Source organism: Telluribacter sp., assembly GCF_035998675.1.
Lineage (GTDB): Bacteria > Bacteroidota > Bacteroidia > Cytophagales > Spirosomataceae > Telluribacter.
On record NZ_DASYHI010000020.1, the window covers coordinates 645,249 to 669,792 of the forward strand.

The window sequence follows — 24,544 nt, forward strand, 5'->3', positions numbered from 1 at the left end:
TTACTTACATATAACCGCTTTTGGAGCTGCTTATTGTATGAAATTAGGAACATTTTAACGGAAAGAAAAATTTTATTTTCCCAGCTGTTTTCTTTAAAAAAAGAGGGCGCTTAGGTATACCCTTAGCGCCCTCAACTACCTGCTTACCAAACTCGTTTATTTCTTCGGACTTCCTCCCATGGTGGCCGGGGTGCCACTGCCGGCAGGTACTTCTTTACGTGCTTTTTCAAAGTCGCCGGCCTTGATAACCGTAATTTTGGAATAGTCGATGTGCTTGTTCATCGCCGCCCGGATTTGGTCCGGAGTCAGCGACTCCACTTTCTTCTCAAACTCCTCGTCCCACTTCATGGTACGGTCAAGGTAGAGGTTATTCACCAGCGCCGACGCCAGGGAAGCATCCTGCGCCCGGCTCACCTGCCGCGACTGCAGGTAACCCGACTTGGCTGCTTTTATTTCCTCGGCGGTAAAACCTTCTTTCAGCGCTTTTTCCAATTCCTCTTTAAAGGCCTGCTCGAGTTTATCTACGTTTTGGGGGGCATAGATAGCGTAAGCCAGGAAAGTCCCGTTCTTATCCAGCGAACTGGCACTAAACTGCGACCCCACTCCGTAGCTAAGTCCTTCCTTCTGGCGAATTCGGGTGGCCAGGCGCGAGTTCAGGAAACCGCCGCCCAGCATGTAGTTGGCCATAATCAGGGCCGGGTAGTCGGGGTCGGTGTCCTGCAGGGGCATGGCCATACCCGCCACAAACATGGCGTTGGCTTTGTCGGGAGTTTCAAAGGCCCGGTTCTGCGCCTTTACGGCCTGGTAGGGCGAGGCGACACGCTTAAACGGTTTGGCGCTTTTCCAGTTGCCAAACTCCTCCGTCAGGAGTTTCTGCATTTCGTCCTTGTCAAAATCTCCTACGATAGCCACACTGGCGTTATTGGCACCGTAAAAGTCTTTGTAGAACTCTTTTACCTGGTCCAGGGTAGCCGCTTTTACATCGGCCACATCCTCATCAAAGGTAGTTATGTACCGGATATCCCCCTTGGGATAAGGGCTTACCACCCGGCGGTATTCGTTAATGGCGATGGCCTGCGGCTCACTGCGTTGCGCTTCAATCTGGGCCAGTTGCTCCTGCTTTAGTTTCTCAAATTCGTTGGCATCAAAAACGGGTTGCTTCAGGACTTCGGCCACCAGCTTCATAACCGCCGGCAGGTTTTCCCGGGTGGTTTCCACGTTGACCCCGGCGGTATTACCACTTCCAAAGAAACTGACGCGGGCTTTCAGCCGATCCAGTTCATCCTTTATCTGCTGACGCGTTTTGTTTTTGGTACCTTTATCCAGCATACTGGCCGTCAGGCTGGCGATGGTAGCCTTGTTCATCAGGCTTTTTTCATCCCCCATCCGGAAGGTCATCCGGGCCGCTACCACATTACCCCGGGTTTGCTTGGGCAGCAGAGCTATCTCTATGCTGTTGGGTTTTTCGACCAGGGTGGTACGGCTGTCAATATTGGTGGGAGAAGGGTCAAACGCCTCACCCTGCGCCATAACGGCTTCGCCTTTGTAATCTTTTACCAGTTCAGCTACGTTGGGAGCCGCCGGAATTTCGGCGCGCTCGGGAGCCGGAGTGGGCACAAAGGTACCTACCGTGCGGTTAGACGGCTTGAGGTAATGTTGCGCCACGCGGTATACATCATCGGGGGTTACTTTACGAATATTGTCACGGAACAGGAACGCCAGCCGCCAGTCGCCGGTGGCAATGTACTCACTGATCCCAAGGCCAACCCTTTCGGCATTCCGGAATTGCAGGTCCCAGTTTTTCAGGATGGCCGCTTTGGCGCGCTCTACGTCTTCCGCCGAAGCCTTTGTGCGCGAGGCGGAGTCCAGCGTGGCAATAAGAGCAGAGCGGGCTTCATCCAGGGATTTTTCTTTCAGGACTTCGGCTCCAAAGTAGGCAAAACCCGGGTCATTCAAAGCAAAACTAAACGCGTACTGCGAAGAAGCCTTTTTGGTATCCACCAGGTTTTTGTACAGCTTTCCGTTGGGCTCGGCCGAAAGTACCTCCACCAGTACATCCATAGCGGGGTAGTCGGCGTGGGAGCCGGGCATGATGTGATAGGCGCAGGCCACCATTTGCACGTCACCTACCCGCTTTAGTTCTACCAGGCGCTCACCGTCCTGGGTTGGCTCCGAAGTATAGGTAGTAGGCAGTACCCGCTCCGGCTTTTTAAGTTTGCCAAAGTACTCGTTGACCAGGGCCAGGGTTTTGGCTTCGTCTATTTTACCGGCTACCATCAGCACGGCATTGTCGGGCTGGTAGTACTTTCTGTAAAAAGCCTGCAGGTTTTCGATGGGTACATTTTCAATATCGGAGCGGTTACCAATGGTGGATTTCCCGTAGTTATGCCACAGGTAGGAAGTAGAAAGCACCCGCTCCATCAGGACCCGGAACGGACTGTTTTCGCCCGATTCAAATTCATTGCGTACTACGCTGAATTCGCTTTCCAGGTCTTTTTTGGCAATGTAGGAATTGAGCATCCGGTCGGCTTCCAGATCCAGGGCCCATTTCAGGTTTTCGTCCGAAGCCGAGAAGGTCTCGTAGTAGTTGGTGCGGTCGTACCAGGTAGTACCGTTGGGACGGGCTCCGTGCTCCGTTAGTTCCTGCGGAATGTTGGGGTGCTTGGGCGTACCTTTAAAAACCATGTGCTCCAGCAGGTGCGCCATACCGGTTTCGCCGTAGCCCTCGTGGCGTGAGCCTACCAGGTAGGTAATATTAACGGTTACAGTCGGCTTTGACGGATCGGGGAACAACAGTACCTTGAGGCCGTTGTCCATCTGGTACTCCGTGATACCTTCCACCGAAGTAATTTTTTTCATTCCTTTGGGTAGCTCCTGGGCCCATACCGGTGCCACAGCCAGTACCCCCACCAGCAGCAGACCTGTCAGTTTTTTGGTTGTAAGGTTGACCATACTTGAAGTGATTTATGCTTGTCCTAAAAGTTGTAATGATAACTAAAAAGCGCCGTTTGCCAACTAAAATAGTGACAAACGGCGCAGGAATGAAATAAATGCTTTATTAAGAAGCCAAACCGCTATTTTACCCGGGTCCAGACGTCGGTTCGGCCAATAAATGAAAAGCCTATATACCCACGGACTTCCAACGTATTGTTGTTCTTCAGGGTCATCTTGCAACTGTACTCTTTGCCATTTTCGGGATCGTAGATTTTACCGTCTTCCCACACATTATTACCCGCGTAGGTAAAATCCCGTAAATTGACCAATCCGATAAGGGGTTGCTTTTGCTTGCCGGATTCCGGATTATTTTTATCTAATTTTGGCGCACCGGTAGCCGGGTCGTTCGGTTCTTTGAGCCACACAATTTTTCCATAGTACTTATTACCTTGCTGGTAAATTTGTACGTGCCCTTTTTTGGAACCCGTTAGCCAGGTACCTAGTATATCGTCCGCCTCAACGGCTGGCCGGAAGGAGGAAAGCATGGTCAACGCACAGAACAATACGGTAAAAAGGGCCAGAGAGGAGCGGAATCGGGATTTTTTCATAAGGAAAGGAATTGAATGACGGTTAAATCGGTTTTTTAAATATAGTAACGAAAAAAGAAAAAATAGATTTATGACGGCTCAAAAGATTTTGGGGAAAGTTCTATTCGGAAGTTGTATGGTACTCCTGAGCGGATGTTTCCGTCCGGCTATCCCGATCTCGGGCGGACCGGTTTACCCGATTGATGTATTTTTTGAGAACCAATCGCCGGACCGGCCTTATTCGGAGCTGGAATGGGTAGAACTCAGTAAGGAAGAAGTCCTGAATGAGCAGCAAAAGAAAAACAGCGAAAGGATGCTGTTTCGGGGCAATAACGCCCAGACCAAAGAGCTGCTGACCGCCCAGCTGATCCTGAAAGCCCAGAAGCTGGGCGCTGACGCCCTGATGAATGTGCAGTACAAGTACTATACTACCGCCACCACCGAAGGCTACCTGCTGCGGGGGATGGCCATTGAGTACCGGGGCGAATAAAGCCTAAGTAGCGCATTGGGAGGTAAAGCATTCGCTGGTACCGGTCTCCTGAACAACTGACCTATCGTCGGGTGGTATCGGGCGGAAGCGAACTTGAGGTTAACTTGCCAGATGACTCTTCCGAGTCGGACGAATCCGGCTGAGCAGGCATAGTAATGACTGGCTTGGGCATTGCGAATCGGTTGAAGCTGTGGGTAAACTGCATACTCACCCCACCGGTAGTCAGGGTGTTGCTCAGCAGAAGGGGATTCTGAATGTTGCGGTTGTAGGCTTTCAGCCGGACACTACCGGTTTGCGTGAGCCAGTATTCCAGGGTCCACTCACCCAGCAGGCTGGCGGCGTTGTTCTGGTTAGTTCCGTAGGCAAACCGGCCATCTCGCGTAACGCGGAAACGATCGTTGAGAAAGCGATACGAAAACCGCAACTGCAGGTTATTCAGGGCATTCTGATCCAGCGAGAGGCCCGTCAGCCCCACCTCCAGATTTTCGTTCAGGGCCGAGGCCCACTTACTTACCTGGTTTGTCACCAGCTCACTGATACTGTTTCCGATAAAGGTCTGGCTTTGGTTCGACTGCGCCAGCAGGGCGTCCTGCGGGGTCAGCAACTGATTGAACAGAATTAGGCTACTCACCTGGCGGCTTAGCTCCTGCTCGTCGCTGCGGAGGCGGTTTTCAAAAGCAGCCACCGCTGAACGGTACTCGCCGGAGGCCGGATACTCCACTACCCGTAAATCATAGGCAATCTGGGGCGACATGAGCCGGTCCGAAAGCGAAATGGTGACCTCCACCGGATAGCGGCGCGACAAGGGGTTGGAGGCATTATTCGCATTGGATACAATGCCCGGAAGTACCCCCGCCAGCGAAGCCAGCTGCGTATAGCCCGCCTCCACATCCAGAATAGCCTCGTAGGGATCGCCCGACCAGGTTATACGGCTGCCGGGTTTTATTTCAAACTTTTTATTCAGGGCATTCTGAAAAGTAAAGGTATAGTCCCCGCGGGCAATTTCGTAAGTACCCGACATGGCAAAGTCGCCTTTGGTATCAATCTTCATGTTCAAAAGGCCGCTACCGTAGGCTTTTATAATATCACCCGCCTGGCGGTCCAGCTGTATTTCACAGTAGGCATCGGGCGTAATATTGAAGTTAAAATCCATTTTGATACCCCCCATATCTACCTGCCCCTGCTGACCACCCGTGTTGGTGGAGTCCTCTTTGGGTAGCTGGCTCACAAACTGAATATAGTCCTGGGTAGCTACTTCGGTAGCACCGTCGAGAGGAATGTAGATACGTGTGCCCCGGTTGCTGGTTACAGTTGCTTCAATAGTGAGGTTATCCAGCGGGCCGAAAAGGGCCGCCTTACCGGTAACATAAGCGGCTCCGTAAAACAGATCGTTGTCGTTGGCGTTGGTATTCAGTATTTTGAAATTTCGTAGGTCGGCATTAAATCCTAAGGAAAAGTACTTGAACCCTTCGTGGTATACGCCGCCCCGTAGCGTGGCCGTGTTCCCGTCGGGGTCGGTCACCACCATATTGCGGGTAGCGATTTCACTTTCGCTGAAATAAATCTTATCACTGAAATTAAGTACCGACTGTAGGTAATCAAATTTCAAACGACCTTTATCCACGGTTACCTCACCCTGCAGAATGGGATGGTCCAGGCTACCCGTTACCTGCACGATACCGTTGGCCTTTCCGCTTACATCCGATACCAATCCTTCCGAGAAGGGCTCTATCACTTTCAGGTCTGTATCCTGAAAGTTGGCTTTCAGGTTCAGCGCATTCTCCTTGCGGTTCGGATTGTAGGAACCTACCAGGGAGAAAGTCTTGCGGGCATTTTTTTCCAAAACTGCATCAACAAAAAATTGATTTGTCAACTGATCCCAGTCACCCACTCCTTCTACATTCCCCAGTTCGTAGGCATCGTAGGTCAGTCCCTCCACGCTAAAATCAGCCTTAAGCTCACTAAAATCCTGAACATTGCGCAGCCGGACCATACCGTCCATTACCCCACCCAGCTTAGTATCAAATACCGGATTCAGGGTACCTAATTTAAAGTTCCGGGCTTCCAGCAGGAGGTTCTGATCCGCATTCTGCGCATAAGTACCATTGAGCGCCAGGCGCTGTTTGCCACTGGCCAGCGCCAGATTACTGAACCGGACACTCGACCCGGCAATCGAAATCAGGTTGTTAGGAGCCACCTGCCATACCTCTTCCAGCAGATTGAGGCGGGAGTTCTGGAGGCGTATGTCAAAGCCGTTGGTCAGGAACCGGACTTCACCGTTGAGGTTAGCCCGGTTGCGGCTGCTTGCCTGCCGCAGTCCACTCGTAAAATTGATATGGTCGTGGTCCCAGGTAGCTTCTATTTCCAGACGCTCGGTGGGTGCTATTTTACTGATTTTCTGTTGCGAGGAAGTAACCAGTCCGGAAGCAAGTACCTCGGCGCTATTGACAAATTTGGAGGTGGTAATATCCACCTCGGACTTCACAAACTGATTACCCGCCACCCGAACGGTATCAGCAGTGGCATTCAGCGTCAGCAGTGCGGTATTATCCATCCGGAAAAGACCTTCGGCGCGGGCACCGGCAGAGACATAGCCGTCGGGGTACAGAAATGCCAGTACCTGCGACAAGTCCCGCGTTTGTACTTCGTAATTTATTTCGTACCGCTTATTAACTACATGGTTTACCTTCTGATCATAGTAAGTATTCCTGTCCTTTTCGTCCCGAAAAAAATAAAGCTTGTATTCGGTAAGTACCCGGCTCAGGTCCTCTACGGCCGGAGTCAGGACAAAATCACCTTTAACCCGGGCGGTCATGAATTCACTTTCCAGTTCCATAGTCCGCTGCTCCCCTTCCTGCACCGAGGTCACCATAAGGGTATCGATCACCAGGTTTCGCTCATTGCTGGGGGTCAGCAGGTACGAGTTGAGCAGGCGGGCCCGGCCGGTAAGTTCATCAATGGTATTACCTACCACCTGCACATCCAGCTGGGTACGCAGGGTGAAAGGGTTCTGGGTATACCCCAAAGCGTGAAGATTGGCTTTTTCAATGATGCCCTGCAGGTCAAAGGCATTCAGGGCTCCCGACAAATCAAACTCTCCGTCCAGGTTCACTACCAGGTTGGTGTCGCGGGTACTTACCTGACCGTTAAAATAGGCTTTCTGGAGGTTACCCCGCACCCGGATAGACCGGTAATCGTAGTTTTCGAATCCCAGGCGGCTAATGGTCGCGTTAAGGTTGGCCGACGAGGAAGCCAGGTCAAACCCCCGGCCGGTTATGGTACCGGCCATATCCAGCTTTTGCCACCGCTCCGGCTGGTCCAGCAGGATACCCAGGTCCAGAGCCGTGGTAGTTAGCTCGCCGCGGTAGGTGGTATTATGGGTATCATCAATATGAAAAATTAGATCTGGTTTAAGGGTACCTATCTCGGTATTCAGCTGGCCATTCAGGGCAAAGTCTTCAAAGGTACCTTTGAAAGTACCCGCCATCTGTACTAGTCCGAATTTCTGGAAGGTCTGGTGAAGGTCTGTTTCGGGGTAGTACTGTACCAGGTCGGGGGTATGTACCTGCGAGCGATCCATCCGGAAGTTCATCACCATACCTTCCGTTTCTGGCAGCCCTTTGAAAGCAAAGTCCCCAACCAAACGGCTCTTTTTACCAAACCGAAGGTCCGTATTGGTTACCCGGAAATTATTGACGATTCCGTTGAATCGCCCGGAGATTTTCCAGGTTTCGTCGAGCGTAAGCAGGTACTCCGCAAACAGGCCCAGGTCACCGGAATGAACGCGGCTGTTGTCCAGATGGCCTACCATGCGCACCCGACTGTTGAAGTACCCCAGATCGGCCGGACTATCGTAGTTGAAGCTGATATAGTCACTCACGAAAGAACGTCCCACGTAAGCGCTCAGGTTAGCCAGTTCCATACGCTTTACACAGTACAGAAAGCGGGTATCCAGGTCGTGTACTTTTAGGTTGGTCTGCTTGTCAATGGTAGTCAGGTCATTGGCCTGAAAACGAATGGTATCGCCCAGCAGTAGAAAATCGTCCATGCTGGCGTGGAGTTGTCCCAACTCAAAATGATTGTAGTCAAATACCGTCGGGGTTTTTATCCGGGTTTCCCGGGGGTCGTCGTAGCGGAAGTTACCGTCTACCAGATGGGCCTTCCCGATGGTAAAGGGAATATTCTGGTTGGGAATGTAGTTGGAAGTATCGGCAGGGGCGGTAAGCTCGTTGATGCGGGCGATAAACTCATCAATATTGAGGTCGCCGTTTTTGGGGTTTTTGATCAGGTGGACATCCGGCTGAAAGAGCGTAACCTCGTCCAGGTGAATATCCCGTTTCATGTTTTCAATGATACTGCTGAGGCTGAGGTTCACATCAATCCGCTCCACCCGAATCATGTGGCGGTCCTGAGCATCCCTCACCGACACCCCACCGAGCGAAACAACATCAAACCACTTAATATGGAGCTCGCGGATAGAAACCGGAAAATCCAGGAGCTCGGTAAGCTTGCCGGCCGCTTTATTTACCACCCAACTCTGGACCGCAGGAAATTGTAAAGCAATCGAAATCGTCTCCAGCGCCAGTAACGCGAAGATAATTACGACCACCAGTCCGTTCACTACCGATCTCAGAATGTTCGTCATCTATTGATTCGGAATAGCGGTCTATCCCGACTTGGAGTAATTTATGTAAATTTGTGCAAATTTTACCTATTTACATGAATATCTTAGCCATAGAGTCGTCCTGCGACGAAACCTCGGCAGCTGTCATATCTAACGGCAAAATCTGTTCTAATGTTGTTGCGACCCAGCTCATCCACCAGCAGTACGGGGGCGTAGTGCCCGAGTTGGCTTCCCGTGCCCACCAACAGCACGTACTTCCGGTGGTTGAAAAAGCCCTCAATGATGCAAAAGTAGCGAAAAAAGACCTCCAGGCCATAGCATTTACCCGAGGCCCCGGACTTTTGGGGGCTCTGTTGGTAGGTACTTCCTTTGCCAAGGCCATGGCGCTGGGGCTGAAAATCCCCCTGATTGATGTAAACCACATGCAGGCGCACGTTCTGGCCCATTTTATTGAAGACCCCAAACCGCGTTTTCCTTTTCTGTGCCTGACCGTCAGTGGAGGACATACCCAGATTGTAAAAGTACGGGACTACCTCGACATGGAAATCATAGGCCAAACGCTCGATGATGCCGTGGGAGAAGCCTTTGACAAAACTGCCAAGCTGCTGGACCTGCCCTACCCCGGAGGTCCTTTAATTGACAAATACGCTCAACAGGGCAACCCGCTGGCCTTTGAGTTTCCACCCGTCGAAATGCCCAGTCTGGACTATTCTTTTAGTGGAATCAAGACTTCGTTTTTGTACTTTCTGCAAAAGAAAACCAAAGAAAATCCGCATTTTGTGGCCGAAAACCTAGCAGACATCTGCGCCAGTATTCAGTATACGCTGGTTAGGATTCTCCTGAAAAAATTAAGAAAGGCTTCCAAACAAACGGGTATCCGGGAGATCGCCATTGCGGGTGGGGTATCGGCCAACTCCGGGTTGCGGCGGCACCTGCAGGAAATGGGCGAGGAAATGGGCTGGAATGTGTACGTTCCCCGCTTTGAATACTGTACCGACAACGCCGCCATGATTGCCATGGCGGCCCACTTTAAGTACCAGCAAAATGACTTTACGGACCAGAAGGTAAGCCCTCTGGCCCGGATGGAGTTCTAAACACCTCCTACGGGTTAACTCATAGACTATAAACTTATAAACTCCTTGTACACACTTTCCGAAATCTGGATTTACCCAATCAAATCCCTAGGGGGCATTCGACTTGATGAAGCCCAGGTACTGGGGCGGGGCCTGCGGCACGATCGTCGCTGGATGATTGTGGACGAAAACGGCCGCTTTGTTACCCAGCGCAGCCTGCACCGCATGGCCCTGCTGGACGTAGCTCTGGAAAAGGACCAACTCCTGGTGGTGGATCGAACCCAACCCGCCGAGGTACTGGAAGTACCTATGCAGCCGATTACCAATGAGCTGGTATACGTAAGTATCTGGGATGATAACCAGGTACCGGCCCTGACCGTTTGCGACCGCGCCGACCAATGGCTCAGTAAAAAACTGGAGCGACCCGTTCGGCTGGTGTTCATGCCCGACTCCACCGAGCGTCGGGTGGATCCCCGCTACGCCAGAAACCAAGAAAATGTAAGCTTTGCTGATGGGTACCCTTTTCTGCTGATTGGCCAGTCATCCCTCGACGACCTCAATCAACGCCTTCCCGAGCCAGTTACCATGCAGCGGTTTCGACCCAACCTGGTGGTACAGGGAGCCGGTCCCTACGCGGAAGACGACTGGCGGGAACTCCTGATTGGTGATATTGCCTTTCAGGTTGTGAAACCCTGCGCCCGCTGTATACTTATTACTGTCAATCCCGAAACGGCCCTGCCTGGGTCTGAGCCGTTAAAAACGCTGGCCACCTACCGTAAGCAGAATAACAAAGTACTGTTCGGTCAAAACCTTCTGACCTCAGACTCCGGAACTATTAAGACAGGCGATAGTATCCAGGTACTCTCTACCTCCGCTCAGCCCTCATGAATACTGAATCCAATACTATGACCTACCGCTTTCAACCTATCCATCTGCATTGGTTAAGTCTGGATGTGGTAGCCGGGGCGGTGGTATCACACCTGGCGGCCAGCCGCCTGCCCACCGGGCGTACACCCATCAACGTGTGGGTGACGATTATTCTGGGGCTGGTGGTACTGGGCATCTATTCACTGGACCACCTCCTGGACAATCACCGCTCAGTACCGCCCAGGACTCAGCGCCACCGGTTCAACCGGCAGTACGAGCCATTGATCCGGCAGCTGATCATGGGCGTCTTCGCCCTGGCTGGGGCTTTGTGCTGGTTTATTCCCGCCGAGCTCTGGAAATTTGGGGGAGGGATGGTAGCTTTTGTAGCCCTGTACCTGTGGGTAGTTTCCCGGCTTCCTCTGAAAAGCCACAGGCAGGCACTAAAGGAACCCCTCACGGCCCTTATCTATGCCTCGGGCGTGTGGGCCAGTACCTGGTTTCTGGGGCAACCGGTCATCTGGGAAAGTATAGTACTTGGCGTTCTTTTCTACCTGCTTACCCTGCAGAGCCTCCTGCTTTTTTCACATTTTGAAGCCATTCAGTACCGTGAAGTGTATAACCTGGCCCGTTGGCTGAAACGGGCTTCTACCATGCAGGTACTGCAAGGTATCACCTTCCTGACTGCCCTTACCTGCGTTACGGTTTGTTACCTGACCGACTACCGCTATGTTCAAAGACTGGCCATCATACTGCTGTTCATGTCGCTGGTACACCTTTGGATGTGGAAAAATCCTGAAAAAATCATTTCTAATGAACGATTTCGTATTTGGGGAGAGTTAGTATTTGTGATGCCCTGGCTGGTTCTTTGATTAATGAGTGAAGGAGGGGATTGTGGTTGAGTGAGTTTTACAGTGAGCAGTGACCAATGAACATTGACCAACGGTGAGTTTTCTAGTTAGAAACCGTACGCCAGACTCTTCACTTAAAAGCAATTCAAAATTCAATAAGACATGGCTTACTTCAATATAGATAGCGCGAAAGCCCGTACCTACGACGCCATTGTCATAGGTTCGGGCATCAGTGGAGGCTGGGCGGCCAAGGAGCTTTGTGAGAAAGGGCTGAAAACCCTGGTACTGGAGCGGGGCCGGGACGTCAGGCATATCACTGATTACCCCACCGCCCTTTTGCAGCCCTGGGAACTGGAACATCGGGGGCGGGTACCGCTGGCCCTTCAGCAAGACTACCCTATTAGCAGTAAGAATTACGCCTTTCGGGAAGACAGCGCCCATTTCTTTACCAAAGATGCCGAACAGGAGTATATACAGGACCGTCCCTACGACTGGATCAAAGCCTACCAGGTAGGCGGCCGCAGCCTGATTTGGGGGCGGCAAACCCAGCGCTGGAGTAACTTTGATTTTGAAGGCCCCGCCCGGGATGGTTACGCCGTTGACTGGCCCATCCGGTACGACGACCTGGCACCCTGGTACAGCCACGTAGAAAAGTTCGCGGGTATTACCGGAAACAAGGACGGACTCCCTACCCTGCCCGACGGCGAGTTTCTGCCTCCGCACGAAATGAGCTGCGTGGAAAAGCATTTTAAGCAAAAAGTATTGCAACACTACCCGGACCGGCACCTGATAATCGGGCGGGCGGCCCACCTGACCCAGCCTAATCCTGTTCATTACCAGCAGGGGCGGGCGCAGTGCCAGCACCGTACTCTCTGTGACCGGGGGTGCCCCTACGGGGGCTATTACAGCAGCAACTCCACTACCATTCCCTGGGCCGCCAAAACCGGTAATCTGACCCTGCGCCCCCACTCGGTAGTCCACTCTATTATTTACGACGAGAAAAAAGAGAAAGCTACGGGGGTACGGGTGGTCGATGCTAACACGAAGGAGTTGGTTGAGTTTTACGCCCGGATTATTTTTGTCAATGCCTCCCCGCTGAATACCAACCTGATTCTGCTCAACTCTACCTCCGGCCGTTTTCCCGTCGGCTTGGGCAACGACAACGGCCTGCTCGGGAAATTTATGGCGTTCCACAGTTACCGGGGCCGAATAATGGCTGAGTACGAAGGACACCTGGACTCCGCAACCGAAGGTCGTCGCCCCAACAGTAGCTACCTGCCCCGCTTCCGTAATGTATACCGCCAGGAAACCGACTTCCTGCGGGGCTACGCGGCTTCGTTTTCGGCTACCAGGGGTACCGTAAATAGTCAGCAGGGGCTGGGTGCTACACTGAAGGAAAACCTGCATTCTGCCCGCTGGGCCAACTGGCAGATTTACGCGGGTATGATGGGCGAAACCATTCCCAAAGAAAGTAGTACGGTACAACTGGATACCCGGCTGACGGATATATACGGTATACCGCAGCTACGGGTATCGATTGGGTACGACGCCAATGACGAAAAAATGCTGAAAGACTTTCACGCCCAGTTTACGGAAATGTACGAGCAGGCAGGCTTCACCAATATTCGGCCCGTTGATACCAAACGCACGCCCGGCAACGAAAATCACGAGATGGGTGGCGTACGCATGGGCCGTGACCACAGGACTTCCCTCCTGAACCAGTGGAACCAGCTGCATAGCTGCCGGAATGTATTCGTCACCGACGGCTCCTGCATGACCTCCACCTCCACCCAAAACCCTTCCCTGACCTACATGGCCCTGACGGCCCGTGCGGCCGATTACGCCGTAAATCAGATGAAGGCAAAGGAGCTGTAAGCAGCACCAGGGTAGCACCAAAAGAATTTTTTAACCGTAGTAGGCCTGTTCCGGAAAGAGCAGGCTTTTTTGCTTGTGATCATCAGTTGCTACTGAAAAGAAGACCAATTGAATTGATCGGATAAAACTTAAATCCTGACAAGCAAAAAAGCCTTTCCCTACTCCCCCTGGACAGTCCAAAACATTCCATGGAAAATTATACCTCGGTAGTGCTTTGGACGCATCGGGGAATGCCTTACGCAACAGGAGTTACATGATTGACCAAATTACCCTGCCAGGCGGTTTTCTTCAGCCGGAACAATATTTTTTGATAAAGAGGTATAAAAGCTTATTTCATTGCTACCATGAAAGATCAACGAATTCAAGCAACCGAGGATCAGTCGGACCGGGTACCTGGAGAGGATTTTCAAAAATCTTTTAAGGTAATTCCGGTCTTTGAAGAACAGGTTCATCTGGACAAAAAGATTGTAGAAACCGGAAAGGTGACTATATCTAAAAAAACAGTTGAACACGAAGAAACGGTTGATGATTTCTTTAGGTATGAGGATGTACAGGTAGAGCGGGTAGAAGTCAATGAATATATCACGGATGGTATGCCCCCCACTACCCGGCACGAAGGTGAAACCATGATAATCCCTGTTTTTAAGGAGGTACTCGTGGTTGAAAAACGATTGCTTCTGGTGGAAGAAATCAGAATTACTAAAAAGCAGGTCGAACAACCTTACCAAACCCAGGTAACCTTGAGAAAGGAGGAAGTCACCGTCGAAAGAACTGACCCTCAACGAATTCCTGACCCTACTGATAACAATGAGTAGCTTATATTTTTAGCCAACACATAATTCAACTAAACATTTAAACAAAAACATTATGAGACAGACAATCGTAGGAATATTTGATACCTCAGAGGAGGCAAGGAAAGCAGAGAGTAAATTGATGGAACGCGGATTTGACCGATCCAGGGTAGATGTATCCTACCGGAATGAGGGGCAAAGGACCCACCATACCGATAAGCACGAAGACGATGATAGCATTGGCAGTTTTTTCCGCTCCCTGTTTGGTGGTGATGATGACAATGCAACCAAACATACCCATGTAGCCAATCGCACCGGTTCTGTAGTAACGGTACATACCGATACACGCGAAGAAGCCGAACGGGCTGCTGATATTCTCGATGATGCCGGAGCTGTTGATGTGGATGACCGCGCCAGCCAATATGGCTACGCCGGAGCCACTCAGTCCCAGGAAGGGTATAAAAACCTGGAAATAGATCCTGCTATGGGTACCAGAGGTACTACCACAGGTACTTCAACCCGCGATTTGACCGACCGGACTGATACCGACCGCGACACGGCTTCCATGAAAGTAATTGAGGAAGACCTGCAGGTGGGTAAAAGAACCGTCCAGACCGGTGGTGCCCGTTTGCGGAGCCGGATAGTTGAGCGTCCGGTCGAGGAACACCTGCGTTTACGTGAGGAGCATGTTACCGTAAATCGCAATCCTGTTAACCGGGCAGCAACTGAAACTGAACTTAACGCCTTTCAGGATGGTGAAATAGAACTGACTGAAAAAGCCGAAGTACCGGTTGTGTCAAAAGAAGCTCGGGTCGTTGAAGAAATCTCACTGAATAAAGAGGTAGAAGTACGGGACGAGACAATTCGGGATACCGTTAGAAAAACCGAAGTGGATGTCGAGAATCTTGATAATGAAGATACCAGACTACGTGACGATGACCGACTACGTGATGATGATTCGCTGAACAATAGAGAATCAACCTTTGGTGATACAAACCGTAGGTTTTAATCCTTAACCAGGACCACAAAAAGAGCTACGCCGAATATGACGGCGTAGCTCTTTTTGTATGCGCTATTTTTGGTATTGCTTGAAAAGGTACCTTAGTCTTCGGCTTCAATTGTAAGCCGTACCAGTTCTATGCGGGTATCCTGCATGGACACTACCTTGAACGTAAAGGGCGGCTGACTGATAACGTCATTGACCTTGGGCAAATCCTCGTGAATATGAATGAGCAAACCAGCCAGCGTATCGTAATCCCCTTCGGGCAACGACCAGTCGTATTTTTCATTGAGGTAATCTATCTCGTGGCGGGCGCTGAAAATAAAGGTACTTTCGTCAATCTGGCGTTCAGTCCAGTCTTCGGTAGTATCGTATTCATCCTGAATTTCACCAAATATCTCCTCCACCACATCCTCCACGCTTACCAGTCCGGAGGTACCTCCAAACTCGTCGACTACCAGGGCCAGACTTTTCCGCTCTTCCAGAAAGCGTAGCATGAGGTCACTGGCCGGCATGGCTTCGGGTACTATCAGGATGGGGGTAATGATGCTGCTGATCTCTTTTGGTTTGCGAAAAAGGGCCAGCGAGTGGCAGTACCCGACTACTTCATCCACCGAATCGCGGTAGACCAGGATTTTGGAGTGCCCGCTGGTAATAAACGCCTGCCGGAGGTCTTCAATGGTATCCTCCAGACTCACGGCAGATATCTCGGTACGCGGAATCATGCAGTCGCGAAGGCGAACGTCTTTAAAATCCAGCGCGTTGATAAACATCCGTTCTTCCATGCTGTGATCTTCAAAGTCGGGGTCATCGGCCGAGGCGGTTTCATCACGGACTGCCGCGGCTCGGCTTTCACCGGGTTTTTCTTTAACCAAAGGCTCAAGAAACCAGTATACCGGCGTCAGTAACCACTCGGCAAACCGGATGGCATAGGATTCCAGACGCATAAGTGCCGGATAAGTACGTCCCGCCTTCATCCAGACGGCGTAAGCTATCAGCCACAACATGACCGCCCCGAGCAGAAGTACCAGCAGGGCCAGGCCGTCAGAGCCCCCAAGCTGCAGCAGGCCGGTATACCCGGCCGCTACCAGGCAGAAGCAGGCCAGCCCCACCGCCAGGAGCCGCGCCATACGAAGCATCCTGCGCCAGTAAATAACTTTAAAAAAATGCCCTTCGTCCTCGTGGCGCAGTCGGTGCCAGTCGACGGTCGACTCCAGCAGAAGTACCCGAACCGAACCGTAGTACCCGGCCAGAGTGAATAACAGGATTGCCAATACCAGCAGTGTCAGCATTATTTCTTTTTGCGTTTGGGTGTCACTGATTTTTTAGGAGCAGACGAGGCTGGTTCTTTGGGTTTTTCACCGGTGGGTATACCCGTGGTACCCTGCCGGATGCGGTAGTACTGAAAAGAAAGCAGACAGGTAATACACAGCAGTATGAGCCAGTAGCTATCCTTCAGGTCGGTACGCTGGATTTCGAGGAGCCACATGATAAAAAAGCCAATGGCTCCGGCTATCAGCAGGGTTTTTATGAGTTTTGGATTCATAGGTAAAGTACTGTCCCGACCGGTACTATGGTGGTACTGTTGAAGTATGAAACTACCTGAGTCGGGTCCTTGTTCCCTCCAAAGATAGAGAGATTGGGCAAAAGTAAACATCAGACCGCCTTACCGGCGCGTGCCCCCAGCAATATAGAGGGCTATATGCTTCATTCTCCTGCAAAATAACTAACTTGCAAAGGATAGCTAAAATTTGGCAACAAGCCAGTTTTGCAAAATTATTTCTTGAAATAATCTCTTAAATTACCATGAGCGAAACCATGACCCGCTTTAAGCCCGGTGTTGTGACGGGCGAGGGAGTAAGTGAAATCTTCCGTCATGCCAACGAAAACAACTACGCCCTGCCGGCTGTCAATGTTGTCGGTACCAACTCCGTCAATGCTGTACTCGAAACCGCCCGCGCGGTAAATAGCCCCGTCATCATTCAGTTTTCCAACGGAGGTGCCAGCTTCTACGCCGGTAAGAGTTTGCCCAATACCAATCAGCAGTCTGCCATCGCCGGAGGTATATCCGGTGCTATGCACGTACACCAGATGGCCGAATTGTACGGCGTGCCCGTAATCCTGCACACTGACCACTGCGCCAAGAAGCTCCTTCCCTGGATAGACGGCCTGCTGGAAGCCGGAGAGCGTCACTTCGACCAGTATGGTAAGCCCCTGTACAGTTCACACATGCTGGACCTGTCGGAAGAGCCGTTGGAAGAAAACATTGAAATATCGTGCAGGTACTTCGAGCGCATGGCCAAATTGGGCATGACCATTGAAATAGAGCTGGGTGTAACGGGTGGTGAGGAAGACGGCGTGGACAACAGCGACGTGGATAGCTCCAAACTGTATACGCAGCCCGAAGAAGTAGCACATGCCTACGAAGAGCTGAATAAGATTTCACCTAATTTCACCATCGCGGCCGCTTTCGGTAACGTACATGGTGTATATAAGCCGGGAAATGTGAAGCTCGAGCCGAAAATCCTGAAAAACTCGCAGGAGTACATTCAGCAGAAGTTTAATACCGAGGCCCTGCCCGTAAACTTCGTATTCCACGGTGGCTCCGGCTCAACCCGGGGAGAAATCCGGGAGGCCATTGAGTACGGTGCCATCAAGATGAACCTTGATACCGATATGCAATGGTCAACCTGGGAAGGCATTCTTAAGTACTACCACGCCAAAGAAGCCTACCTGCAGACCCAATTGGGTAACCCCGAGGGTGACGATGCTCCCAACAAGAAGTACTACGACCCACGTGTATGGTTGCGTAAGGGCGAAGAGAGCATGGTAGAGCGCTTGAAGGTCGCTTTTGAAGACCTCAACTGCATCAACCGACTGGCTTGATTTTCTACTACTATTTAATTCTCAGAATAAGAGGCGGCCCTAAAAAGCCGCCTCTTATTTTTTGCCAGTACTTATTCAAATTGAACAAATATCAGATTTATAGTACTTTGCATAGACAATTTTAATAGCAGGAGGTTATTATTACTACAACCTCTACACCTATGTTCCGCTATATACGAAAATTGTTTCCGTCACTCCCCAAAGACACCAACGATTCGGATGAGGCAGTCCGGCAACCAGCAGCATTACCCGTTGCTGTGAAAGATTCTCCTGCCTCCGCCACTCCTGCTCCTGATCTCACGTATGCCCAAAAAGTTACCATCGCTGTAGGTATTACCCTTATCATGGTTTTGGTAGTGCTGATGATGCGGGCGAGCATCAGTATTCTCCTCCTGGGTTTCGGGGCGGTTTTGTTCGCGGTATTGCTTCGTGCCATCGCCCATTTTATTCAGCGTATGCTCCCCCAACTTCCTGACCGGTGGGGGGTAGGCATCGCTACGCTCCTGCTATTGGGGTCTTTAGGTGGCTTTATCACCTACGCCGCTCCCCAAATCTCGGAACAATTTACCACCCTAACCGAAAAAATCCCCCCGGCGATTGAACAGGTTGAAAATTCGCTTAATCAATCGGGGGTGGGCCGGTTCGTACTTTCCTATATACCCACCGATGGGACCCCGCAGCTTTCCAACACCTTCGGACAACTGACCGGTATAGTTGGTGGTTTATTCGCCTTCATAACCTACCTGCTGGTAATTCTGGCCGGTGGCTTATTCCTTGCCCTCAACCCCCGGGTGTATGTTAATGGGTTTGTCAGCTTATTCCCGATTCCAATCCGGCCACGTGCCTTTCAGGTTATTGGCAAGGTAATAGAAAAACTGGAAGGCTGGCTCCTTGGTCAGTTTGTCGCCATGCTCAGCGTAGGAGTGCTGACCTGGATCGGACTGGAAATAATTGGGGTGCCGCTGGCCCTGGTATTAGGGGTCATCATTTTCATTTTTGACTTTGTCCCTTTTATCGGTCCCTTAGTAGGGGCCGTGCCCGGCATACTCGTAGCATTTTCCTACGACCCCGACTCAGTCATTTGGGTAGCGCTGGTGTATATTATTGTACAGCAAGTCGAAAGTTTACTGGTGGTGCCGCTGGTTCAGCAAAAAACCGTTTCTCTCCCTCCTACCCTGCTGATGCTGGGGGCGCTGCTGGGTGGAGCTATTTTTGGGTTACCGGGCACAGTCATAGCCATACCCGCGCTGGTGGTGATGATCACGCTCATTCAGGAAGTATTCATCAAAGACATCCTGGGCGATCCGATGGAGTAGCCGCTGATGATTTCCCGGCCAAATTGTCATTCCAGTCAATATCCTGCTTAATTTCATCGTTCATACAACGTTACGGCCTGTTTTTACATCTACTGTCCGGGTTAGCTTTTAATACTTTATGCGATTTTTTCTTGTACTTTCTTTTCTCCTAAGTACCCAACTACTTTATGCCGGTGGTATTCGCGGACGTATTACTACCTCCCAGGGTGAGCCGCTGCCCTATTCCGGAATTTTGGTGCAGGGTACCAGTACCGGTACCTTATCCAACGCCGAAGGTCGCTACGAACTGGCGCTGGAACCGGGTCGCTACGAAATATTTTTTCAGTACCTGGGCTTTAAAACCGTTACCCGTTCGGTAACCGTCGGCAACGACTTCACCGAAATAAACATAGTGTTGGAAGAGCAGCCCCTGAATCTGGGGGAGGTACAAATCGGGAAGGGCAAGGAAGACCCGGCCTACAGTATCATGCGCCGCGCCGTTGCCAAAGCGCGTTTTCACCAGTTGCAGGTCAGGGGTTATACCGCCCGCGCCTACTCGCGAAGTACCGCCCTACCCACCAAGATTCCATTCCTGCTCGAAAGAAAGTTAAAGAAAGAGGGGGTGCAGGAAGGCAAGGTTTTCCTGAACGAGAGCGTGGCCGAAATCACCTACCGCCGCCCCAACACCTACAACCAACGTATCCTTTCGACCCGTAACAGCCTGGACAACAGTACCCCTACTCCTAATCAGTACATACTGGCCAGCTTTTACAGTCCAGAGGTAGCCGGTGCCGTCACGCCCTTGTCGCCGAAAGCATTTTCTTACTACAAATTTGAGTACGAAGGTTTTTTTGAGGACCGGGGTGAAATAATAAATAAAATCAGGGTAGTACCCCGGGCTTACGGTGAAGGGGTGTTCCGGGGGAGTATCTATATCATCGAAGACCGCTGGGCCATCCACAGCTTTGATCTGCAAACTACTACCCAGGGCCTGAAAGTAGACATCAAACAATTGTTTACGCCCCTGCAGAACGTGTGGCTGCCCGTTAATCAGCAATTCAAACTGGAAGGTGGGTACCTGGGCTTCGCGGGTGAGTTTAAGTACGTGGTGTCCATGACCTACCAGAAACTGAATATTGACCCGGCCCTGCGCGAAGAGATTGTCATCAACGATCACAAAAAAGAACCCGAAACCGCCCAGACCCAGCGCAAGGCCGACCTGGAAAAAATGATTGAGCAACAGAAGGAATTTTCCACGAAAAACTTCCGAAAAATCATTAAAAACTACGAAAAAGAGCAGAAAAAGGAGCGTAAACAGCAGGGCGAAGATGTACGGGTAGTACGGGAAGATTCTATATCCATTGATTCGCTGGCCAACAAGCGCGACACGACCTACTGGGAATCGCTGCGCCCGGTACCTCTCACCCAACTCGAAGTAAAAAGCTATGTAATTCAGGACAGTATAAAGGTAGTAAAACAGGCCAAAGCCGACCGGGACAGCACCCGCAATGACTCTACCACTTTTAAGCCACTTCACCTGCTGACGGGCCACAACTACCGCTTTGCCAATCGGAACACCCTTACTTTTCAGAGTCCACTGCAGACGCTGATTTACAATACGGTGGAAGGCTATGCACTTGATGTTTCGCTGGAATGGACCAAGCGGTGGAAAGATAACCGGTTTAGTCTGCGGCCGCTGGGGCGGTACTCCTTCGGTCGTGAACGCTTTAGTGGTACCCTGCGTACTGAATTTGGCAACCGAAAGTGGACCGCCGGTCTGGACGGTGGGGAGTATATCTACCAGTTCAACCCCAACAACCCGATTCCGCCCGGCCTGAACAGCCTGACTACGCTGTTTTTTGAGCAGAATTTCATGAAGATTTATCAGAAACAGTTCGTTCGGTCCGACTACACCTATCGGTACCTGGGCGACATTCTGAGCCTGGCCGGTAGCCTCGAATTTGCCCGGCGCAGCGAGTTGTTTAACCTGGAATCGCCGCAGCGCTATATCAACTGGCCTAACCGGGGCTTCACGCCCAACCGTCCATTTAATCTGGAGACAGCCGAAACCGGTTTCCCCACGCACGACGCCCTGCTTTTTGACCTCAGTCTGACCCTCAGGCCCTGGCAGAAGTACGCCATCCGGAACGGACAAAAGCGGTACTGGTACAACAGCGGCCCTACCTTCCAGGTCAACTACCGCAAGGGTATACCGGTCAGTACCAGTGCGGTAAATTTTGATTTTGTACAATTGGGAATACTGCATACTATAAACACCGGTCCCCGCAGCGGCCTTCAGTACGCCCTGAGCGGTGGTGGCTTCCTGAACACCCGACGCCTGTTCTTCCCGGATTACCGGCATTTTATGGGTAATGAATTCTTTTTCCAGACCGGCAACCAGCTTACCAACTTCCGCATGCTGCCCTACTACGAATACAGCACCCGCGAGGGGTTCCTGCAGGCCCACCTGCTGTGGTCTACGCAGCGGTTCCTGATTACGCGCCTGCCCTTCCTGCGCCTGGCCGGACTGAAAGAAACCCTACAGGCCCACTACCTCACAACGCCCCGTGCCGGGCACTACACCGAGCTGGTGTACGGTGTAGACGGACTGCTGCGCCTGTTCCGGGTGGAGGTGGTGTCGCAGTTTAAGGGCAACCAGTATCAGGGGGTAGGCTTTCGGGTAGGAACGACAATAAATATCAGGTAGGGTACTGACTACTAATTATTAAGTACTATCTTACTTGCATTCAGCTTTTAGGTAAATCAAACTATTTGTATATTTAGATATGGAAAATTTACTTAACCGAATTACCCTTAATCCGGATATTTGTCACGGAAGGCCCACTATACGCAATAAACGCTATACGGTCGATCTTATACTTGACCTTTTGAGTGCAGGTGAAACATTTGAGGAGATTCTGGAAGAGTATCCCGCCCTTGAAGCAGAAGACATTCTGGCCTGTCTGGCCTATGCCAGCAAACTTACCCGAACAAAAACATATATGCCTACTGCATGAGGTGTATTATTGATGCTCAACTTCCTGTACTCCTTGTCAGCATTTTATCCGGGTTAGGAATTCATGCAGAACACGTAGAGGAGTTACCAAAGGGTGATGAGAGCAGCGATATCGATATTTATCAATATGCTGACAAAAACAATCTTATTGTCATTACTAAAGACACTGACTTTTTCTATTCTCACACCTTATTAGGAAAACCCCGGAAGCTTCTACTGATTACTACCGGAAATATTAAAAATAAAGAGCTATTTGATTTAATTAGAACCAACTATCAAACACTTTATCTCCTGTTTGAAACCTGCAACTTCATTGAGTTTAATAATGAAGGGATAATTGCTCATGACTAAGTTCAGTTCTCACATTATCGTGTGCCTATTTCTACTCGCAGGGCACTAAAACCTGCCCGTTAATCAGCAACAAGTCCGCCCACCGTAATATTGAGGTCACCCAAGTGGCCGGAGCTCGTACCCTAGGACTTCAATAAAATCCCACAAGAAGAGGTAGGACCGGGCCAGGCAGAAAAATGTCTTTCATATTCCTAAGGTAAAAAGCTCAGGCTGAAAACAGGTACCTTCAGGACTTTATACCAGGGGCCGGGGTAGGAGAAGTACTTAACTGTTTACTTTTAATCAATAAGGAAACTTTGACTTAACCTGGAATAACTAAAAAATACTATCAAAAGCTAATTCTAAACTCCCCATGCCCCAGATCTACTACAAACAAAACCGCCGTTCCTTTCTCAAATCGTCCGCTCAGGCGGCTGGTCTGCTTACTGCTTATGGGCTGGGAGTAACCTCGGTACCTGGCGCATCGGCCGCCGACGAAACCCATCTGGCGCTACTGTCGGATACGCATATCGCCGAAGACGCGCAGAATGTCTACCGGGGTTTTTACCCCTACAAAAACCTGCAGGGCGTGGTACCTCAGGTACTTGCGTCCAAACCCGACGCGGTACTTATCAACGGCGACGTAGCGCGGCTGACCGGTGAAAAGGGCGACTATGCCCAGGTAAAAGGGCTGCTGGCACCGCTGGCCGAGCAGAAGCCCATTTACATGACCCTGGGTAATCACGACGACCGGGACAATATTCAGGCGGCTTTTCCGGCTCCGAAGGGGATGCAGGAAGTAAAAAACAAGCACGTTATGGTTGTTGAGCAGCCAACTACCCGTTTCATCCTGCTCGATTCCCTCATGTACGTCAACAAAACACCCGGACTGCTCGGGCAGACCCAGCGTGGCTGGCTGGAGGAGTACCTGCAGACCTCCGACGCCAAAGCTACGGTACTATTTGTGCACCACACCTTATCGGACCAGGATAGTTCCCTGCTGGATGTAGAACGGCTGTTCCAGATTATCCGGCCGCACCAAAAAGTAAAGGCGATCTTTTACGGGCATTCGCACGAGTACAAGTACGACAAAATGGAAGGTATTCATCTGGTGAATCAACCCGCGGTAGGCTATAATTTTGCGGATAGTGAGCCGGTAGGCTGGCTAACGGGGAAGTTTGGGAAAAAGGGCGTGGACCTGACCCTGCATGCTTTTGCCGGTAACTTAACGGAAAATAACAAAAGCCGGTCGCTGGAATGGAGGTAATACAGGTACTACTTCCCACTCCCAACCGGCCATAAAAAAAGGAAGCGCCTGCTTCCTCCTTTTAAGATTGAGATAAGTAAGCCGACCGGCTTACTTATCTTTATCAAAGCCTTCCATCTTCACCAGCTTGTTGTATAAACCTAACAACAGGAATGATGGGGCCCACTGACCAATAAACAGCGCAGTCTTATCACTACCCGCTATTTTCAGCGTGGCTGAAACAGCCATAGAACCAAGTGCAGCCCACAGAAAAGTATCTGATGGCAGACGGGCGGTATAATCTTCAATGGCAGCGGCTACAGGACCTTCTTTGTGCTCCGGATTGAAACGATCTGCTTTGTCTTTGAGGTCAGCTGCCTTTGTTTTAAAATCTTCGGTTGTTGTTGCCATAGCTTAGTTCAGTTTAATTATGTGTGGTTAATAATAAGTTTAACCCCTGCAAAAGGTGAATGTTTGTAATTGCTTACAAAATGCCATTCCCGCAAGGTCTACCCCTTTTATCAAAAAAACTGTACCACTTCCTAGGTTCCCAACAACCGGATTGGTCGAGTTTATTGGTGGATTGGTCTATGAAATTCACCGTATTATATACAAAACAGGCTTGGGTCACTTTAGAAAGAGTAAAAGAAGGAGTTTCGTATGTTTTCTTTGCAGTAGAAAT

General features: G+C 50.8%; 19 protein-coding genes. 13 read left to right on the forward strand and 6 right to left on the reverse strand.

Translation table 11 applies throughout. The annotated features are described in order from the left end of the window. Positions 1–156: 156 nt before the first annotated feature. Both VGN67_RS16865 and VGN67_RS16870 read right to left on the reverse strand, forming a co-directional pair. Positions 157–2,952: a pitrilysin family protein gene (locus VGN67_RS16865; protein WP_327488024.1), complete on the reverse strand. Its 2,796-nt coding sequence runs from the start codon at positions 2,950–2,952 to the stop codon at positions 157–159. A gap of 122 nt (positions 2,953–3,074) precedes the next feature. Next, positions 3,075–3,542, reverse strand: a complete 468-nt coding sequence (locus tag VGN67_RS16870; protein WP_327488025.1) for a DUF2147 domain-containing protein — start codon at positions 3,540–3,542, stop codon at positions 3,075–3,077. Positions 3,543–3,612: 70 nt separating this feature from the next. On the opposite strand from VGN67_RS16870, the gene VGN67_RS16875 reads away from it, so the two are divergent. Further along, positions 3,613–4,011, forward strand: coding sequence for a hypothetical protein (locus tag VGN67_RS16875; RefSeq protein ID WP_327488026.1), 399 nt, complete (start codon positions 3,613–3,615; stop codon positions 4,009–4,011). A gap of 61 nt (positions 4,012–4,072) precedes the next feature. On the opposite strand, the gene VGN67_RS16880 is transcribed toward VGN67_RS16875, so the two are convergent. After that, a complete protein-coding gene (locus tag VGN67_RS16880) occupies positions 4,073–8,656 on the reverse strand; it encodes a translocation/assembly module TamB domain-containing protein (protein WP_327488027.1) in 4,584 nt (1,527 codons plus the stop codon). 74 nt (positions 8,657–8,730) lie between these two features. Here VGN67_RS16880 and tsaD point away from each other — a divergent pair, with 74 nt between their 5' ends. The 6 genes from tsaD (at position 8,731) to VGN67_RS16910 (ending at position 15,098) form a co-directional block, all read left to right on the forward strand. Then, positions 8,731–9,729 carry a tRNA (adenosine(37)-N6)-threonylcarbamoyltransferase complex transferase subunit TsaD gene (tsaD, locus tag VGN67_RS16885; protein ID WP_327488028.1) on the forward strand — a complete coding sequence of 333 codons (999 nt, stop codon included), beginning with the start codon at positions 8,731–8,733 and terminating at the stop codon, positions 9,727–9,729. A gap of 45 nt (positions 9,730–9,774) precedes the next feature. Next, entirely contained in the window at positions 9,775–10,596 is an 822-nt protein-coding gene (locus VGN67_RS16890) for an MOSC domain-containing protein (RefSeq protein ID WP_327488029.1), read from the forward strand. Then, positions 10,593–11,444, forward strand: a complete 852-nt coding sequence (locus tag VGN67_RS16895) for a hypothetical protein (protein ID WP_327488030.1) — start codon at positions 10,593–10,595, stop codon at positions 11,442–11,444. Before VGN67_RS16890 ends, VGN67_RS16895 begins: the two co-directional genes overlap by 4 nt. Before the next feature lie 141 nt (positions 11,445–11,585). Next, positions 11,586–13,298 (forward strand): GMC family oxidoreductase, encoded by a 1,713-nt coding sequence (locus VGN67_RS16900; RefSeq protein WP_327488031.1) that lies wholly within the window; start codon positions 11,586–11,588, stop codon positions 13,296–13,298. A 344-nt stretch (positions 13,299–13,642) separates the two neighbouring features. Beyond that, positions 13,643–14,113 (forward strand): YsnF/AvaK domain-containing protein, encoded by a 471-nt coding sequence (locus VGN67_RS16905; RefSeq protein WP_327488032.1) that lies wholly within the window; start codon positions 13,643–13,645, stop codon positions 14,111–14,113. Positions 14,114–14,165: 52 nt separating this feature from the next. Beyond that, the gene (locus VGN67_RS16910) at positions 14,166–15,098 is read left to right on the forward strand and encodes a YsnF/AvaK domain-containing protein (RefSeq protein ID WP_327488033.1); all 933 of its coding nucleotides are present in this window, start codon (positions 14,166–14,168) and stop codon (positions 15,096–15,098) included. A gap of 92 nt (positions 15,099–15,190) precedes the next feature. Here VGN67_RS16910 and VGN67_RS16915 read toward each other — a convergent pair whose 3' ends face one another. Both VGN67_RS16915 and VGN67_RS16920 read right to left on the reverse strand, forming a co-directional pair. Continuing rightward, positions 15,191–16,384: a hemolysin family protein gene (locus VGN67_RS16915; RefSeq protein WP_327488421.1), complete on the reverse strand. Its 1,194-nt coding sequence runs from the start codon at positions 16,382–16,384 to the stop codon at positions 15,191–15,193. Next, positions 16,381–16,635, reverse strand: coding sequence for a hypothetical protein (locus VGN67_RS16920; RefSeq protein WP_327488034.1), 255 nt, complete (start codon positions 16,633–16,635; stop codon positions 16,381–16,383). Before VGN67_RS16920 ends, VGN67_RS16915 begins: the two co-directional genes overlap by 4 nt. A gap of 260 nt (positions 16,636–16,895) precedes the next feature. On the opposite strand from VGN67_RS16920, the gene fbaA reads away from it, so the two are divergent. From fbaA to VGN67_RS16950, 6 genes are all read left to right on the forward strand, one after another. Further along, entirely contained in the window at positions 16,896–17,975 is a 1,080-nt protein-coding gene (gene fbaA, locus VGN67_RS16925) for a class II fructose-bisphosphate aldolase (protein ID WP_327488035.1), read from the forward strand. Positions 17,976–18,136: 161 nt separating this feature from the next. Next, on the forward strand, positions 18,137–19,291 hold the full coding sequence (locus VGN67_RS16930; protein ID WP_327488036.1) for an AI-2E family transporter: 1,155 nt from the start codon (positions 18,137–18,139) through the stop codon (positions 19,289–19,291). Between the two features lie 118 nt (positions 19,292–19,409). Beyond that, positions 19,410–21,977 (forward strand): DUF5686 and carboxypeptidase regulatory-like domain-containing protein, encoded by a 2,568-nt coding sequence (locus tag VGN67_RS16935; protein ID WP_327488037.1) that lies wholly within the window; start codon positions 19,410–19,412, stop codon positions 21,975–21,977. Between the two features lie 79 nt (positions 21,978–22,056). Continuing rightward, positions 22,057–22,287: a DUF433 domain-containing protein gene (locus tag VGN67_RS16940; protein ID WP_327488038.1), complete on the forward strand. Its 231-nt coding sequence runs from the start codon at positions 22,057–22,059 to the stop codon at positions 22,285–22,287. Then, on the forward strand, positions 22,284–22,637 hold the full coding sequence (locus tag VGN67_RS16945) for a DUF5615 family PIN-like protein (RefSeq protein ID WP_327488039.1): 354 nt from the start codon (positions 22,284–22,286) through the stop codon (positions 22,635–22,637). Before VGN67_RS16940 ends, VGN67_RS16945 begins: the two co-directional genes overlap by 4 nt. Before the next feature lie 352 nt (positions 22,638–22,989). Further along, positions 22,990–23,883: a metallophosphoesterase family protein gene (locus VGN67_RS16950; protein WP_327488040.1), complete on the forward strand. Its 894-nt coding sequence runs from the start codon at positions 22,990–22,992 to the stop codon at positions 23,881–23,883. A gap of 90 nt (positions 23,884–23,973) precedes the next feature. On the opposite strand, the gene VGN67_RS16955 is transcribed toward VGN67_RS16950, so the two are convergent. After that, positions 23,974–24,273 carry a hypothetical protein gene (locus VGN67_RS16955; protein ID WP_327488041.1) on the reverse strand — a complete coding sequence of 100 codons (300 nt, stop codon included), beginning with the start codon at positions 24,271–24,273 and terminating at the stop codon, positions 23,974–23,976. Positions 24,274–24,544: the final 271 nt, after the last annotated feature.